A 15,868-nucleotide genomic window follows, 5' to 3' on the forward strand; every position below is an offset into this window, starting at 1 on the left:
AGAGGCTCGTCGACCTCGACGGCGTCACCGACGGACTTGAGCCAGCGCGTGACCGTGCCCTCGGTGACGGACTCGCCGAGCGCGGGCAGCGTGACGTCCTGCGCGTCGCCTGCGGCCGCCGCCTGCGCGGGTGCCTCCTGCGCCGACGCGGCGGGCGCGGCCTCCTCGTGCTGCTCGGGCGACTGCTGAGCGGGCGCCGCCTCGGCGGCGGGCTGCACGACGGGAGCCTGCTCGGCAGGGGCCTCCTGCGCGGCGGGCTGCTCGGCCGGCGCCTCGTCGGACGACCCGGCGCCCTCGCCCGAACCGATCACGGCGAGCGCTGCGCCGACCTCGACCGTCTCGTCCTCCTGGACGAGGATCTGCTCGAGCACGCCGGCGAACGGCGACGGGATCTCGGTGTCGACCTTGTCGGTGGAGATCTCGAGCAAGGGCTCGTCGACCTCCACGGTGTCGCCGACGTTCTTCAGCCAGCGGGTGACGGTGCCTTCGGTGACGGACTCACCGAGCGCAGGAAGCTGCACGTTCTGGGACATGACCGCGTCGTCTCCTTCGATTCCAGGTCAGTTGTGGGCGTGCAGCGGCTTGCCGGCGAGGGCCAGGTGGGCCTCGCCGAGCGCCTCGTTCTGCGTCGGGTGGGCGTGGACCAGGGCGGCGACGTCCTCCGGGTACGCCTCCCAGTTCACGATGAGCTGGCTCTCGCCGATGAGCTCGCCGACGCGCGCGCCGATCATGTGCACGCCGACGACGGGGCCGTCCTTCTGGCGCACGAGCTTGACGAAGCCCTGCGTGCCGAGGATCTTGCTCTTGCCGTTGCCGGCCAGGTTGTACTCGAGCGACTCGACGCCGTCCTCGCCGTAGAGCTCCTTGGCGCGCGCCTCGGTCACGCCCACGGAGGCGACCTCGGGCTCGGAGTACGTCACGCGGGGGATGCCCGACTCGACGATCGGCTGCGGGTTGAGGCCCGCGATCTGCTCGGCGACGAAGATGCCCTGCGCGAACCCGCGGTGCGCGAGCTGCAGGCCGGGGACGATGTCGCCGACGGCCCAGATGTTCGCGACGCCCGTGTGCAGCTTCTCGTCGGTGATGACGAAGCCGCGGTCGAGCGTGATGCCCTGCTCCTCGAAACCGAGGCCGTTCGTGCTCGGCCCGCGGCCGACGGCGACGAGCAGCACGTCGGCGTCGAACGTCTTGCCGTCCTCGAGCGAGACGTGCACACCGTTGTCGTCCTGCGTGACGCCGGAGAACCGGACGCCGAGGTTGAACGTGATGCCGCGCTTGCGGAAGGCACGCTCGAACGCCTTGCTCAGCGCCTCGTCCTCGTTGGGGACCAGGTGCGGCAGGGCCTCGACGATCGTGACGTCCGCGCCGAACGACTTCCACACGCTCGCGAACTCCGAGCCGATCACGCCGCCGCCGAGGATGACCGCGGACTGCGGGATCCAGTCGAGCTGCAGCGCCTGGTCGGACGTGATGACCCGGCCGCCGATCTCGAGGCCGGGCAGGGAGCGCGCGTACGAGCCGGTCGCGAGCACGATGTGCTCGCCGGTCAGCGTCTGGCCGTTCACCTCGACCGTGTTCGGGCCGGTGAGCTTGCCGTAGCCCTCGACGACGGTGATGCCGCGCGACTTGATGAGCCCCTGCAGACCCTTGTACAGGCCGCCGATGACGGTGTCCTTGTACTGGTTCACGCCGGGCATGTCGACGTGGTCGAGCGTCGTGTGCACGCCGTAGTGCGCGCCCTCGCGGGCGTTGTCGGCGAGCTCGGCGGCGTGCAGGAGCGCCTTGGTCGGGATGCAGCCCTTGTGCAGGCAGGTCCCACCGACCTTGTCGGCCTCGACGAGGGCGACGGTCTTGCCGAGCTGGGCGGCGCGCAGGGCAGCCGCGTAGCCACCGCTTCCCGCTCCCAGGACGACGATGTCGAAGGCGGTGCCGGTGGTCTCGGCCACGTGCAGACTCCTCAGCTCAAGGACGACGGGTCGGCGGACCGCGCGCTCGAGGCGTGGGTCTGCCCAGTCGCCGACCATCTTGTCATCCAAGCCGCGACCGAACGAACCCGGGGCGCACGATTCCGGGTGTGATGCTGGGAACAGTCATCCCACGAATCGTCGGTGAGTGCGCCCGCGGCGGGTCCCGGGCCGGTCAGGACGACGCGCGGCGCCGTTCGATCCGCTGCCGCGCGTTCCAGTCGCGCACGCGCTGCGGGTAGCCGGTGCGCTGGACGTCGTAGACCGGGATGCCGAGCGTCTGCGCGAGCTCGGCGGCGGCACGCACGTCGGGGACCCGGCGGCGCGTCCACTCGCCGTCGGTCGCCACGAGCATCACGGTCGTCGGCGTGACGTTCGTCTTCGGCTCGACGTACGCCTCGACGCCGACGCGCGTGCGCGTGAACTCCTGCAGGTGCGCGAGCGTCGCCTCGCGCACCTCCTTCTGCGACGGCTCCGCGGGCACGGAGGCGTCGTTCGCTCGACGCGACGACCGTCGGAACAGACCCATGCGGTGAGGGTAACCGCACGACCTGGCGGTCGGCGGGCAGTTCGCGACGAGCTCAGGCGCGCGACTCCACGAAGGCGAGCAGCGTGCGCACACCGACCCCGGTGCCGCCGACGGGCGTGTAGTCGTGCGCGGTGCGCTCGTTGAACGCGGGTCCCGCGATGTCGAGGTGCGCCCAGGGGGACTCGCCGACGAACTCGCGCAGGAACACGCCGGCGGAGAGCATCCCGCCCCAGCGCTCGCCGATGTTCGCGATGTCCGCGACCTTCGACTTCAGGCCCGCGCGCAGCTCGTCCGGCAGCGGCATCGGCCAGAACAGCTCGCCCGAGGCCGTCGCGGCGTCGACCACCTGAGCGCGTGCGTCCTCGGTACCCATGACGGCCGAGACACGGTGACCGAGCGCGACGACCTGCGCGCCCGTGAGGGTCGCGATGTCCAGCACCACGTCCGGCTTCTCCTCGAGCGCCGCGACCAGGCCGTCGGCCATCACGAGCCGGCCCTCGGCGTCGGTGTTGAGGACCTCGACGGTCGTGCCGCCCCGGATGGTGAGCACGTCGGACGGGCGCTGGGCCGTGCCCGACGGCATGTTCTCGGCCAGGCAGAGCCAGCCGGTGACGGCGACCGGCAGGCCGAGCTTGGCCGCCGCGACGACGGTGTGCAGCACGGCGGCCGCTCCCGCCATGTCGGACTTCATGGCCTCCATGCCCGCGGCGGGCTTGATCGAGATGCCGCCCGAGTCGAACGTGATGCCCTTGCCGACGAGCGCGACGGTCGCGCGCGGCTTGGCGGGGGAGTAGGAGACGCGCACGAGCCGCGGCGGACGGACCGAACCCTGTCCGACGCCGACCAGGCCGCCGTACCCGCCCGAGGCGAGCGCCTTCTCGTCGAGCACGGTGACCTTGAGGTTCTTGGCGCCCGCCTGCTTGACCGCGGCCTTCGCCTCGTCGGCGAACGCGGAGGGGTACAGGTCGTTGGGGGCGGTGTTCACCAGGTCGCGCGTGGCGTGGACCGCGGCCGCCACGACCTCGGCACGCGCCACCGCGTCCTGCGCGGCGCGCTCGCGCGTCCGGTCGGTGACGACCTCGACACGCGCGACGGGTGCGGCGTGCAGCGCGTGGTAGCGGCTGAACGCGTACGCGCCGAGCAGCGCGCCCTCGGCCACCGCGCCGACCGCGCCGGCGTCCGGCGTCGGGAGCGCGACGGCGACGGACTCGAGCCCGGCGAGCTCACGCGTCGCGGCGCCGGCGGCGCGGCGCAGCGCCTCGCGGCCCGCGTCAGACCCGTCGAGCTCGGTCTCGCCGACGCCCGTGAGCACGAGCGTGGACGCCTTCAACCCGATGCCCGGGATGCGGCGCACCTCGTCGACCGCACCCGTGATGCCGAGCCGCGCGGCGTCGCGCGCGAGGAGCTGTGTGAGCTCCTTGGGCAGCCACGCGGCGTCGACCGCGTCGACCGCGTTGCCTCGGGGCCGGACGGCGACCACGACGGCGTCGACGGCGAGCTGGGCGGGGTTCTTCGAGGTCAGCGAGATCACGCCCCCGATCGTAACCGCGCGAGCGCCCGGGACCACGGGACGCATGGCCGGGCCGTCTCGCGTCGCGACGCCGGACGGTGGTCGCCGGCGGGTAGGTTGTGCAGCCGTGACCGTCGTCCTCTCGCTGCTCGTCGCGCTCCTGTGCGCCGCCCTCGCGGGGTGGGCGCTGTGGTTCGTCGTCGCCGACCGCGCGGTGGTCCTGCGCCAGCTCTGGGGCGGCGCGGTGGTCGAGGGTGCCCTCGTCGTGCAGGCCGTGGTCCTGGCGATCGTGCAGGCCACGGGTGACCACGGCGTCGACGGCGTGCTCCTGTGGGGCTACGTCGTGACGCAGCTCGTCGTGCTGCCGATCGCCGCCGCGTGGGCGTTCGCGGAGCGCACGCGCTGGAGCTCGGTCGTCCTGCTCGTGGCGACGTTCACGGTCGCCTTCCTGCAGCTCCGGCTCCTGCAGATCTGGGGGACCCTGTGACCGACGTCGCGCGCGCCACGCGTCCCACCGGTACCGGCGGCGGGCGCCTCCTGGTCGCCGTCTACGGCGTCCTGGCGCTGGCGGCGACCGCCCGCGGTCTGTACCAGGTGACCACCAAGCTCGACGAGGCGCCGCTCGCGTACCTGCTGTCGCTGCTCGCCGGCATCGTCTACGTCGTCGCGACGATCGCCCTGGCCCGCGACCTGCGCCGCCTCGCGTGGGTCACGGTCGGCTTCGAGCTGCTCGGGGTGCTGGTGGTGGGCACGCTGTCCGTGGTCGACGTCGGCGACTTCCCCGACGAGACCGTGTGGTCGCAGTTCGGCGCGGGCTACGGCTACGTGCCGCTCGTCCTGCCGTTCGTCGGGTTGTGGTGGCTGTGGCGGACCGGCCGTGCACCGGACGGCCCCTCCTCGACGGGCGCCGCGACCGTAGGGTGAGCGCGTGTACCGCCTCCTGTTCGACCTGGTCTTCCGTCGCATGGATCCCGAGCGCGCGCACGAGGTCGCGTTCTCGCTGATCGGATTCGTGGGGCGCGTCCCCGGCCTGCGCGCCGTCGTCGGCCGCGTGTTCGCGGTCCCGGCCACGGGCGCCACGCACGTGTGGGGCCGGGCCTTCCCCGGTCGGTTCGGTCTCGCGGCAGGGTTCGACAAGAACTCCCGGGCTGTCGAGGGCCTCGCGATGCTGGGCTTCTCGTTCGTCGAGATCGGGACCGTCACGGCACACGCGCAGCCGGGTAACGACAAGCCGCGCCTGTGGCGCGTGCTCGACCGGCGTGCGCTGCGCAACCGCATGGGCTTCAACAACGAGGGCTCGCAGGTGGTGGCCCGCAGGCTCGAGCGCCTGCGGTCGACGCCGCACGGCCGGCGGCTCGTGGTCGGCGTGAACATCGGCAAGACGAAGGTCACGCCCGCCGAGCACGCGGCGATCGACTACGCCACGAGCGCGGGCCGCCTCGCGGCGTACGCCGACTACCTCGTCGTGAACGTCTCGTCGCCGAACACCCCCGGCCTGCGCGACCTGCAGTCGGTCGAGGCGCTGCGGCCGATCCTCGAAGCGGTGCGGGAGGCGGCCGACGAGGCGACGACGCGCGCCGCGGTCGCCCCCGTCCCGCTGCTGGTCAAGATCGCGCCGGACCTGTCCGACGAGGACGTCGACGCGGTCGCCGACCTCGCCGCCGAGCTCGGCCTGGACGGCGTCGTCGCGGTCAACACGACGATCGCGCACGACCTCGGCCCCGGTGGCCTGTCCGGCCCGCCCGTGCTCGCACGCGGGCTCGACGTAGTGGCCCGGCTGCGCACCCGGCTCGGCCGCGACGCGGTGATCATCGGGGTGGGCGGCATCACGACGGCCGCCGACGCGCGCGAGTACCTCGCGGTCGGCGCGACCCTCGTGCAGGGCTACACGGGGTTCATCTACCAGGGCCCGGCGTGGGCCGCCCGCATCGGCAGGGCACTCGCAGCCGACGCGCGGCGCACGCGGGCGGCGGTGGTGCGATGACGCTGCGGCCGCAGTGGGAGTGGCGCCTCGAGGACGGGGCCGGACCGGTCGACCGTCCGGTGAGCCCGGTGTTCGGCAACCGCTATGACGCCGAGCAGTGGCTCGGGGAGCACTGGCGCGCGCTCGCCGCGCAGGGCGTGGTCGCGGCGTCGTTGCGGCACGAGGAGCGCGGGGTCGGTCCGACGATCGCCTTCCCGCAGGCCTGACGCGCGTCCGTCACACGACGACGAGCGAGCCGGTGGGTGACGACGCGCGCACGTCGTCGTCCACGCCCAGCTCCGCCCAGGCACGGGCGAGGCCGTCCACGGCCAGCTCGAGCCGGTCCGGCGGCTCGGTGAACGGCACGCGCAGGTAGCGCTCGAGGCCGGGCTCGACGCCGAACGCCGGTCCGGCTGCGACGCGCACGCCGTGCCGCGGTGCGAGCGCGGCGAGCGCGGACGACACCGGGGCACCCAGGTCGACCCACAGCGACAGCCCGCCCGCCGGACGGTTCGGGGTCCACGACGGCAGCCGCTGGGCGATCAGCGCGCGCACGAGGTCGCGGCGCTCGCGCAGCTGCTGGCGGCGGCGTGCGAGCACGGCGTCACGGTCGGCGAGCAGGCGTGCGACGACGAGCTGGTCGAGGACCGACGAGCCGATGTCGACGTGGCCGCGGTGCACCGTCAGCCGCCCCACGAGGTCGCGGTGCCCGCGCACCCACCCGATGCGCAGCCCGCCCCAGTAGCCCTTGGACGCCGAGCCGAGGCACGCGACGTGCGGGGAGGTCCCGTCCCCGGCGAACGACGCGGGATCGGGCCCCTCGAGCGTGAGGTCGGTGAGCGCCTCGTCGCCGACGACCAGCGTGCGCGTGCGGTCGGCCAGCTCGCGCACCTGCGCGCGCGCGTCCGCGCTCAGAGACGTGCCCGTCGGGTTGCGGTGGTCGGGGATGAGATAGGCCAGCCGCGGGGACGCCTGCCGCAGTGTCGACGCGAACAGGTCGAGGTCGATGCCGTCGGGACCGGACGGCACGACCACGGGCCGCGCGGAGGCGGCGCGGACGGCGTCGATCGCGTGCGGGTAGGTCGGGTGCTCGAGCAGCACGCGGTCGCCCGGGCCGGCGTGGGCGCCGACGAGCAGGTGGATGGCCTCCTGCCCGCCCGTGGTGACGAGCACCTGGTCGGGCGTGGTCGGCGTCCCGCGCTCGGTGTAGCGCGCCGCGATCGCCGCGCGGAGCTCGGGCAGGCCGCCGGGGAAGTAGCCCGTGGTGGGCAGGTAGCGGGGGAGCAGGTCGAGCGCGTCGCGGACCGCGGCGTGCAGCTCGTCGGGGGCGAACGGAGCGGCGGTGGTGAGGTCGACGAGGTCGTCGGCGCCCTGGGCCGCGCGGAACTGGCCCGTCGTCGAGGGCAGGCGCGTGGGGAGCGTGGTGACGGTGCCCGACCCGCGGCGCGAGGTGAGGTAGCCCTCGTCGCGCAGGGTGTCGTACGCCGCGGTGGTGGTCGTGCGCGAGACCCCGAGGGCCTCGGCGAGCTCACGTTCGCTGGGCAGCCGCGTGCGCAGCGGGAGAGCGCCGGACAGGACCGCCTGGCGCAGCGCGTCCGCGAGTGCACCGTAGGCGGCACCCGGCCGCGACCACGAGCCGATGATCGAGCGGACGCCGTGGCCCGAGACGCGGCGGTCGCTCGTCAGCGGCGGCTCGGCGCGCGTGGCGGTCGAGGTCATGAAGCCACTGTTGCATCAATGGCTATGGAATGTATAGCCAGGACGCGCCAGATTGGCGGTCATGTGGGTGTGGATGATGTCGGTGATGGTGGTGGTCGCCCTGATGGCCTCTCTGGTAGCAACGATCCGGGGTGACGGGCGCACCGCCCGGCCTGTGGTGCGCGACTGGGCTGAGGGCACCTCGCTCGAGGTGCCGCGCAGCACGTCGGTGTCCGCGTCCGTCAGGATGAAGCCGTGATCCCCGCACCCGCCGGCCGCCGGCTCGTTCGCCTCGCGCTCGGCCTCGTGCTGTACGCGGTGTCGATCGCGTTGCTCGTCTGCGCGGAGCTCGGCAACATGCCGTGGGACGTGCTGAGCCAGGGCGTCGCCCGTCGCACGGGTGCGTCGTTCGGCACGGTCACGCTCGTGCTCAGCGCGCTCGTCCTCGCGTGCTGGATCCCGCTGCGGCAGCGCCCGGGCTTCGGCACGATCGCGAACGTCCTCGTGATCGGCGTGCTCGTCGACCCGTTCCTCGCGCTGTTCGGCGGCCTGGCGGACGTCCCGCTGCCGGTGCGCGTCCTCGTCGTGGTCGCGGGCATCGCGCTCAACGCCCTGGCGACCGCTCTCTACGTCGGCGCGGGCCTCGGTCCGGGGCCGAGGGACGGGCTCATGACCGGTCTCGTGGCGCGCACGGGCCGCTCGGTCGCGCTCGTGCGGACCTCGATCGAGGTCGTCGTGGTGCTCACCGGGATGTTGCTCGGCGGGCGCTTCGGCGTCGGCACCGTCGCGTACGCACTGCTCGTCGGGCCGCTCGTGCACGTGCTGCTGCCGCGGCTGAGCGTCACCGGCACCACGACGCCGACGACAGGTGCGCAGGTCCTGCCCGACGAGCCGGACCGCGCTCCCGTGCGCTGACGGACCGGCGCCGGGCCGGCCCGTCAGCGCGTCGTCCGCGGTGCGTCAGCGCGTGGCGGGCGAGGACTTCACGGTCTCGGCCGGGTCGCGCACGACGCTGTCGCCCAGGACCTCGTCGATCCGCGCCAGCAGCTCGGCCGGGATCGTCACGCCGGACGCCTTGACGTTCTCGGCGACCTGCTCGGGGCGCGACGCGCCGATGATCGCCGCGGCGACGTTGTCGTTCTGCAGCACCCAGGCCACGGCAAGCTGGGCCATCGTGAGGCCGAGCTCGTCGGCGACGGGCCGCAGCCCCTGCACGCGCTCGAGGATCGTCTGGTCCTCCAGGAAGCTGCCGATCATGCGCGCGCCGCCCTTGGCGTCCGTGCCGCGCGAGCCCTCCGGGGCCGGCTGTCCGGGCAGGTACTTGCCGGTGAGCACGCCCTGCGCGACCGGCGACCAGACGATCTGGGACAGGCCCTCCTCGCGCGAGGCGGGTACGACCTCCTCCTCGATGACGCGCCACAGCATCGAGTACTGGGGCTGGCTCGAGACGAGGGGGATGCGCAGCTCGCGCGCGAGCGCGGCGCCCGCACGGATCTGGTCGGCCGTCCACTCGCTCACGCCGATGTACAGGGCCTTGCCCTGACGGACGACGTCGGCGAACGCCACCATCGTCTCCTCGAGCGGCGTCGCGTGGTCCCAGCGGTGCGCCTGGTAGACGTCGACGTAGTCGGTCTGGAGGCGCCGCAGCGAGCCGTTGATCGACTCGTGGATGTGCTTGCGCGACAGGCCCGAGTCGTTGGCGCCCTTGGGGCCGGTCGGCCAGTAGACCTTCGTGAGGACCTCGAGGCTCTCGCGACGCTCGCCCTTCAGGGCCTCGCCGAGCACCGTCTCGGCGGCGGTGTTGGCGTACACGTCGGCGGTGTCGAACGTCGTGATGCCCGCGTCGAGCGCGGCGCGCACGCACGCCGTCGCGGTGTCGTTCTCGACCTGCGACCCGTGCGTGAGCCAGTTGCCGTAGATGATCTCGGTGACCTTGAGTCCCGAGCGTCCCAGGTAGCGGTAGTTGACCATGACTCCACCCTAGGCACAGGGGCGGTGGGCTCCCGCACCGTCAGGGACGACGAGTGAAGATCGTCACTCGGGGTACGCGCGGCGCTTGACCTGGGGCTTCGGCAGGCGCGAACGGCGCAGCTGGAAGGCGCGCATCACGGCGTACATGAGCGTGCCGCGCGGAACGGCACCGAACTTCGCGACGATCCGGCGCTTGAGCCGGAACCAGAGCACCGCGCCGTCGATGATCGCGGCCACGACGTACAGGTACAGGCCGAACAGGGCGATGATGGAGACGGCGGCGTTGATCTGCGCGAACGAGAGCTGCACGACGAGGCAGACGGCCGCGATCGGCAGGAAGAACTCGCCGAGGTTGAACCGCGCGTCGACGTAGTCGCGGACGTACCGGCGCAGGGGACCGCGGTCGCGGACCGGCATCGCGCTCTCGTCGCCCGTCTGCATGGCCTTGTACTCGCGGTCGCGCTGCTCCCGCTGGGCCTGGCGCGCGGCCTTGGTGGCGCTCTGGCGGTCGGCCGGGACGAGGGGACGCTTGTTCGCGGCCTCGGCCTCCTTGCGCTTGGGCGTAGGGCGGCCCTTGCGGCTGTCCTCGACGATGCCGACAGGCAGCTCGTCGTCGGCCGGGGTCGAGGTCGTCACGGGGTCGTTGCGGCGTCCGAACACCCCCTCAGGGTAGTCGAGTAGCGTGGCTCGCCGTGACCGACGACGACATCACCACCGTTCCCTCTCCTGAGCGGGTCGCAGAGCTGCGCGACCGCACCGCAGCGGCCTTCCCCGCGCTGCGCGCCGAGCTCGAGACGCTCGTGCGGATCCCGAGCGTGTCGAACGCCGAGTTCGACCAGGGGCACGTCGCGGTGAGCGCGGCGCACGTCGCCGACCTGCTGCGCGGCGCGGGCATCGAGGACGTGCGCGTGCTGCACGTCGCGGGGGCGGACGGCCGCCGTGGTCGACCCGCCGTGCTCGCGACCCGGCCGGGACGCGAGGGAGCTCCGACGGTGCTGCTGTACGCGCACCACGACGTGCAGCCGCCCGGTGACGAGGCCGAGTGGCAGACGCCTCCGTTCGAGCCCGTCGAGCGCGACGGCCGTCTGTACGGGCGCGGGGCGGCGGACGACAAGGCCGGCATCGTCGCGCACCTCGGTGCGCTCCGGGTGCTCGGCGACGAGCTCGGCGTCGGCCTCGTCGTGTTCGTCGAGGGTGAGGAGGAGATCGGCTCGCCCACGTTCGGCGACTTCCTGCGGGCGCACCGCGACGAGCTGTCGGCCGACGTCATGGTGGTCGCGGACTCGTCGAACTGGGCGGTCGGGGTGCCGGCGCTCACGACGTCGCTGCGCGGGCTGGTCGACCTCGAGGTCGAGGTCGCGGCGCTCGACCACGCGATCCACTCGGGCATGTACGGCGGTCCGGTGCTCGACGCGCCCACGCTGCTCGCGCGCCTGATCGCGACGCTGCACGACGAGCACGGTGACGTCGCGGTCGCAGGACTGCACCACGCGCCCGACCCTGCCGTCGACTACGACGAGGCGACGTTCCGCGCGGACGCGGGCGTGCTGGACGGCGTGCAGCTGGCCGGGACCGGCCCGCTCACGGCCCGCATGTGGACGCGACCCGCGATCAGCGTGATCGGCTTCGACGCGACGCGCGTCGCGAGCGCCTCCAACACCATCGCCCCGCGCGCGACCGCCAAGCTGTCGGTGCGGATCGCGCCCGGCAGCGACCCCGCGCAGGCGATGGCGGCCGTGCGCAGCCACCTCGAGGGGCACGCACCGTTCGGCGCGCACGTCACGGTGCGCGAGGGCGAGCAGGGCAAGCCGTTCCAGGCGCCCGACGACTCTGCCGCGATGCGGGTCGCGCGGTGGGCGTTCGCACAGGCATGGGGCACCGACCCGGTGGACATCGGCATCGGCGGGTCGATCCCGTTCATCGCCGACCTGCTCGAGCTGCGGCCCGACGCCGCGATCCTCGTGACGGGCGTCGAGGACCCCGACTCGCGTGCGCACGGCGCCAACGAGTCCGTGCACCTCGGTGAGCTCGAGAAGGTCGTGCTGGCCGAGGCGCTGCTGCTGGACCGCCTCGCCCGCTGACCCGGACGCGCCGCCCGGCCTGAGCCGTCCTGACCTCGCCGCGGAGCCGAGTGCGGCCCGTATGCATCACGCGGGCCGCACGCGGCTCCTGGTGGGCATGGAGCCCGATGCGCAGCGCCCGCTCGACCTCGCCTTCGCCCGTGCCGTCGCGTGGCTCGAGGCCGTGCCTGAACGCCACGTCGCCCCGGCGACCGGCGTGGACGCGGTCCAGGACCGCCTCGGCCGCGTGCTGCCCGAGGCCGGGCAGGACCCTGCCGCCGTCGTGGGACGGCTCGCTGACGCGGTCGAGCCCGCGCTGATCGCGAGCCAGTCGCCGCGGTTCTACGGGTGGGTCATCGGCGGCACGCACCCGGTGGCGGTCGCGGCCGACTGGCTCGTCACGGCGTGGGACCAGAACGCGGCGATGCGCGAGCCGATGCCGGGCACCTCGGCCGTCGAGGAGCTCGCGGGCCGCTGGCTGCTCGACCTGCTCGGGCTACCCGACACCGCGAGCGTCGGGTTCACCACGGGAGCGACCACCGCGAACCTCGCGGGCCTGGCCGCCGCGCGCCACCGCGTGCTGGCCGACGCCGGGTGGGACGTCGAGGCGCACGGTCTCGGGGGTGCGCCACGCGTCCGGGTGCTCGCGGGCGCCGAGCGGCACGGGTCGGTCGACCTCGCGCTGCGGTACCTGGGCCTGGGCGCGGCGGCCCTCGTCCCGGCGGACCGCGAGGGCCGCATCGACGTCGCGGCGCTCGAGGCCGAGCTCGCGCGGTCGTCGGACCCCACGATCGTCGTGCTGCAGGCGGGCAACCTGCACTCCGGCGCGTTCGACGACGTCGGTGCCGCATCCGACGCGGCGCACCGGCACGGCGCGTGGGCGCACGTCGACGGCGCGTTCGGGCTCTGGGCCGCGGCGACGCCGCGACTGACCCACCTCGCGGCGGGCCTCGCGCGCGCGGACTCCTGGGCGACCGACGCGCACAAGACCCTCAACACGCCGTACGACTGCGGCGTCTCGTTCGTCGCCCACCCCGCGGACGCCGTCGCGGCGCTCGGCGCGCAGGCGAGCTACCTCGTCGCGACGGCGTCCGGGCTGGACCCGTGGACGCTCGTGCCGGAGATGTCCCGCCGCGCACGCGGCGTCCCCGTGTGGGCGACGCTCGCCGCGCTGGGGCGGTCGGGCGTCGCCGCACTCGTCGACGGCCTCGTGGCCGCGGCAGCGCTCCTGGCCGACGAGCTGGGGAGGCTCGCCGGGGTCGAGATCCTCAACGACGTCGTCTACACCCAGGTGTGCGTCACGTTCGGCGCCGACGAGCGCACCGCCGCGGTCGCCGACGCCCTGCGCGCACAGGGCGAGGTCTACGCCTCGACGTCGCGCTGGCACGACCGCACCGTGCTGCGGTTCTCGGTGAGCAACGCCTGGACCGACGCGGGGCAGGTGCGCCGTACGGTCGAGGCGGTGCGGCGCGCGATCGACGCGGTGCCGTGAGGCGAGCGGGCGGCGTCAGCGCGCCGCGACGTCCACCGCCCGCGCCCACGACGCGACGTCCTCGGGCAGCGTCGGGCTGGGCATCGGCGCGCCGACGATGAGCTCGACCACCTCCGGGCCACTCACGCGCGCGCCGTCCCGCCCGAGGAAACGCCCGGCGACGATCCCGCGCGCCACGTGCTCGGGGGCGCCGTCGCGTCCTGCACGGGAGAAGGCCTGCTCGAGGTAGACGACGCGCTCGTCCCAGCCGAGAACGGTCGTCGTGATCTCGAACCTCTGGCGGAACGTCAAGGACCGGCGGTACTTGATGGTCTGCGCGGCCACGACCGGATACCAGCCGCGTTCGTTGAGCGCGTCGAACGCGCCGAGGTCGGCGAGGAAGTTCGAGCGTGCGACGTCCATGCACTGCAGGTAGATGCCGTTGTTCACGTGGCGGTACAGGTCCAGGTCCGACAGGTGCACGCGCATGCGCGTGACCGAGGGGCTGAGCAGGTCCTGACCGGGGACCGCGCGACGGGGACGGAACGTGGCCGCCGCGAGCTGGAGTGTGCGGATCACGTCGTGATGTTACTCATCAGTACCTCGCGACCCGAGCGGGGCGACGCCGAGCCTCGCACTAGACCGGCGGCAGCGGGTCGTACTGGATGCCTCGCCTGACGACGCGCGCGTTCGCGACCGAGTCGAGCCGCGCGACCAGGTGCAGGGCCATGTCGATGCCCGCGGAGACACCCGCGGAGGTGACCACGTCGCCGTCGTCGACGAACCGGGCGACCTGGTCCTGCTGCACGCTGGGGTCGATCGCGGCGAGCTCCTCGAACGCGCGCCAGTGCGTGGTGGCGGGCCGCCCCGCGAGCAGCCCGGCCGCGGCGTAGACCAGCGACCCGGTGCACACGCTCGTCATGAGCGGGGTCGACGCGCGCATCCGGCGCACCCAGGCCAGATGCTCGTCGTCGCGCAGCAGCACCCGGGTGCCCTGCCCGCCGGGGTACACCAGGACGTGCAGCGGGCCGAGCTCGTCGGCGGAGGTGTCCGGCACGAGGCGCAGGCCCTTGGCGCAGCGCACGCCCGCGCCGTCGGCCGAGAACGTGACGACCTCGGTGTCCGTGCGCAGGTGGCACGCCCACCACGCGAGGACCTCGTACGGCCCGACGACGTCGAGCTCCTCGCACGCGTCGAAGACGAACAGGCCGATCCGGGTCGACTTGCCGGTGCTCACGGGGCCTCCGGGGGGAGCGGTGGTCGGCGCGCCGCGGTCAGTAGCCGGGCAGCGCGAGCATCTGGTCGAGCGCCACACGGGCCCAGTGCGCGTCGTCGGGGTCGACGACGACCCGGTTCACGACGCGCCCCGCGACGAGCGACTCCATCGTCCACACGAGGTGCGGGAGGTCGATCCGGTTCATCGTCGAGCAGAAGCACACCGTCGAGTCGAGGTAGTGGATCTTCTTGTCCGGGTGCGCGTCCGCGAGCCGGCGCACCAGGTTGAGCTCGGTGCCGATCGCCCACGACGAGCCCGCGGGCGCCGCGTCGAGCGCCTTGATGATGTACTCCGTCGAGCCGACCATGTCGGCCGCGGTGACCACCTCGTGCTTGCACTCCGGGTGCACCAGGACCGTCACGTCGGGGTCGGCCGCGCGCACGTCGGCGACGTTGCGCTCCGAGAACCGGCCGTGCACCGAGCAGTGGCCGCGCCACAGGATCATGCGCGCGTCGCGCAGCTCGGCCGTCGTCAGTCCGCCGCCGGGGCGACGCGGGTCGAAGACGACGCAGTCGTCGAGCGAGAGCCCGAGCTGCTGGACCGCGGTGTTGCGCCCCAGGTGCTGGTCCGGCATGAACAGCACCTTGCCGGTGCCGTCGACGCCGCCGACCTTGTCGAACGCCCAGCGCAGCGCGACGTGGGCGTTCGACGACGTGCAGACCGTCCCGCCGTGGCGGCCCGTGAACGCCTTGATCGCGGCGGTCGAGTTCATGTAGGTCACGGGCACCGTGTCGTCGGCGACGCCCGCCTCGACGAGCACCTCCCACGCGTCCTCGACCTGGTCGATCGCGGCCATGTCGGCCATCGAGCAGCCCGCCGCGAGGTCGGGGAGCACGACCTGCTGCGACTCGGACGTCAGGATGTCCGCCGACTCGGCCATGAAGTGCACGCCGCAGAAGATGACGAACTCGGCGTCGGGCCGCGCCGCGGCCTCGCGCGCGAGCTTGAAGGAGTCACCCGTCACGTCGGCGAAGGCGATGACCTCGTCGCGCTGGTAGTGGTGCCCGAGCACGAACGCGCGGTCGCCCAGCGCCGCCCGGGCCGCGCGGGCACGTTCGACGAGGTCGGGGTCGCTGGGGGAGGGCAGCGCGCCGGCGCACTCGACGCCCCGCTCGGAGGCGAGGTCGACGCCGCGGCCGAGCAGGAGCAGGGCCGAGGGCGCGGGCTCCACGAACGTCCCAGGGGTGGTCAGGCTCACGATGCCGATCCTCGCACAACGCGCGCGGGGCACGTCGGGGACCTCCGGCGCCCGGGCCACGCCCGGTCGTCGTCGCGCGGGGTCGCTGTCGCGGCCGGGCGGCGGCGCACGTGCGACGATGCGCGTCGTGCATGTGCTGGTGGCCCCCGACTGCTTCGGCTCGAGCCTGACGTCCGCGCAGGCGGCGGTGGCGATCGCTGAGGCGTGGCGCGAGACCTGCCCGCACGA

18 protein-coding genes are annotated in these 15,868 nt (G+C 73.7%); 8 read left to right on the forward strand and 10 right to left on the reverse strand.

The genetic code is table 11. The features are described from left to right. From CWIS_RS01670 to CWIS_RS01685, 4 genes are all read right to left on the reverse strand, one after another. Window positions 1-533, reverse strand: a 533-nt coding sequence (locus CWIS_RS01670; protein ID WP_048341499.1) for a biotin/lipoyl-containing protein, incomplete at its 3' end; no start/stop codon positions are given. A 27-nt stretch (window positions 534-560) separates the two neighbouring features. Beyond that, window positions 561-1,946 carry a dihydrolipoyl dehydrogenase gene (lpdA, locus tag CWIS_RS01675; protein WP_048341511.1) on the reverse strand — a complete coding sequence of 462 codons (1,386 nt, stop codon included), beginning with the start codon at window positions 1,944-1,946 and terminating at the stop codon, window positions 561-563. 193 nt (window positions 1,947-2,139) lie between these two features. Continuing rightward, window positions 2,140-2,493, reverse strand: a complete 354-nt coding sequence (locus CWIS_RS01680) for a hypothetical protein (RefSeq protein WP_053071492.1) — start codon at window positions 2,491-2,493, stop codon at window positions 2,140-2,142. Between the two features lie 52 nt (window positions 2,494-2,545). Beyond that, window positions 2,546-4,069 carry a leucyl aminopeptidase gene (locus CWIS_RS01685; RefSeq protein WP_048341500.1) on the reverse strand — a complete coding sequence of 508 codons (1,524 nt, stop codon included), beginning with the start codon at window positions 4,067-4,069 and terminating at the stop codon, window positions 2,546-2,548. A 61-nt stretch (window positions 4,070-4,130) separates the two neighbouring features. Here CWIS_RS01685 and CWIS_RS01690 point away from each other — a divergent pair, with 61 nt between their 5' ends. From CWIS_RS01690 to CWIS_RS01705, 4 genes are read left to right on the forward strand one after another with little or no spacing between them, the layout of a single operon-like run. Further along, entirely contained in the window at window positions 4,131-4,490 is a 360-nt protein-coding gene (locus tag CWIS_RS01690; RefSeq protein WP_048341501.1) for a hypothetical protein, read from the forward strand. Continuing rightward, window positions 4,487-4,927 (forward strand): hypothetical protein, encoded by a 441-nt coding sequence (locus CWIS_RS01695; protein WP_048341502.1) that lies wholly within the window; start codon window positions 4,487-4,489, stop codon window positions 4,925-4,927. Before CWIS_RS01690 ends, CWIS_RS01695 begins: the two co-directional genes overlap by 4 nt. A 4-nt stretch (window positions 4,928-4,931) precedes the next feature. Further along, window positions 4,932-5,987 carry a quinone-dependent dihydroorotate dehydrogenase gene (locus tag CWIS_RS01700; RefSeq protein WP_048341503.1) on the forward strand — a complete coding sequence of 352 codons (1,056 nt, stop codon included), beginning with the start codon at window positions 4,932-4,934 and terminating at the stop codon, window positions 5,985-5,987. Beyond that, the gene (locus CWIS_RS01705) at window positions 5,984-6,193 is read left to right on the forward strand and encodes a hypothetical protein (RefSeq protein WP_048341504.1); all 210 of its coding nucleotides are present in this window, start codon (window positions 5,984-5,986) and stop codon (window positions 6,191-6,193) included. The genes CWIS_RS01700 and CWIS_RS01705 overlap by 4 nt, the downstream gene beginning before the upstream one ends. Before the next feature lie 10 nt (window positions 6,194-6,203). On the opposite strand, the gene CWIS_RS01710 is transcribed toward CWIS_RS01705, so the two are convergent. After that, window positions 6,204-7,685, reverse strand: coding sequence for a PLP-dependent aminotransferase family protein (locus CWIS_RS01710; RefSeq protein WP_053071493.1), 1,482 nt, complete (start codon window positions 7,683-7,685; stop codon window positions 6,204-6,206). Between the two features lie 61 nt (window positions 7,686-7,746). On the opposite strand from CWIS_RS01710, the gene CWIS_RS18235 reads away from it, so the two are divergent. Together CWIS_RS18235 and CWIS_RS01715 are read left to right on the forward strand one after the other, a co-directional pair. Beyond that, window positions 7,747-7,923, forward strand: coding sequence for a hypothetical protein (locus CWIS_RS18235; protein ID WP_156186509.1), 177 nt, complete (start codon window positions 7,747-7,749; stop codon window positions 7,921-7,923). Next, complete coding sequence (locus CWIS_RS01715; protein WP_048341505.1) at window positions 7,920-8,579, forward strand: YitT family protein; 660 nt, start codon at window positions 7,920-7,922, stop codon at window positions 8,577-8,579. The genes CWIS_RS18235 and CWIS_RS01715 overlap by 4 nt, the downstream gene beginning before the upstream one ends. Window positions 8,580-8,624: 45 nt before the next feature. Here CWIS_RS01715 and CWIS_RS01720 read toward each other — a convergent pair whose 3' ends face one another. Further along, a complete protein-coding gene (locus tag CWIS_RS01720) occupies window positions 8,625-9,635 on the reverse strand; it encodes an aldo/keto reductase family protein (protein ID WP_048341506.1) in 1,011 nt (336 codons plus the stop codon). Window positions 9,636-9,698: 63 nt separating this feature from the next. Further along, on the reverse strand, window positions 9,699-10,295 hold the full coding sequence (locus CWIS_RS01725; RefSeq protein WP_053071494.1) for a DUF3043 domain-containing protein: 597 nt from the start codon (window positions 10,293-10,295) through the stop codon (window positions 9,699-9,701). Window positions 10,296-10,327: 32 nt separating this feature from the next. On the opposite strand from CWIS_RS01725, the gene CWIS_RS01730 reads away from it, so the two are divergent. Then, window positions 10,328-11,716: a dipeptidase gene (locus CWIS_RS01730; protein ID WP_082156139.1), complete on the forward strand. Its 1,389-nt coding sequence runs from the start codon at window positions 10,328-10,330 to the stop codon at window positions 11,714-11,716. Between the two features lie 61 nt (window positions 11,717-11,777). Then, window positions 11,778-13,187: a pyridoxal-dependent decarboxylase gene (locus CWIS_RS01735; protein ID WP_353848616.1), complete on the forward strand. Its 1,410-nt coding sequence runs from the start codon at window positions 11,778-11,780 to the stop codon at window positions 13,185-13,187. Between the two features lie 15 nt (window positions 13,188-13,202). Here CWIS_RS01735 and CWIS_RS01740 read toward each other — a convergent pair whose 3' ends face one another. Genes CWIS_RS01740 through nadA form a run of 3 tightly spaced genes read right to left on the reverse strand, consistent with a single transcriptional unit; the run spans window position 13,203 to window position 15,640 of the window. After that, window positions 13,203-13,745 (reverse strand): thioesterase family protein, encoded by a 543-nt coding sequence (locus CWIS_RS01740; protein ID WP_048341507.1) that lies wholly within the window; start codon window positions 13,743-13,745, stop codon window positions 13,203-13,205. A gap of 58 nt (window positions 13,746-13,803) precedes the next feature. Next, entirely contained in the window at window positions 13,804-14,403 is a 600-nt protein-coding gene (locus tag CWIS_RS01745; RefSeq protein ID WP_048341508.1) for a DJ-1/PfpI family protein, read from the reverse strand. A 37-nt stretch (window positions 14,404-14,440) separates the two neighbouring features. Then, window positions 14,441-15,640 carry a quinolinate synthase NadA gene (nadA, locus tag CWIS_RS01750; protein ID WP_048341509.1) on the reverse strand — a complete coding sequence of 400 codons (1,200 nt, stop codon included), beginning with the start codon at window positions 15,638-15,640 and terminating at the stop codon, window positions 14,441-14,443. Window positions 15,641-15,868: the final 228 nt, after the last annotated feature.

This window comes from Cellulomonas sp. A375-1, assembly GCF_001040865.1.
Taxonomy (GTDB): domain Bacteria; phylum Actinomycetota; class Actinomycetes; order Actinomycetales; family Cellulomonadaceae; genus Cellulomonas; species Cellulomonas gelida.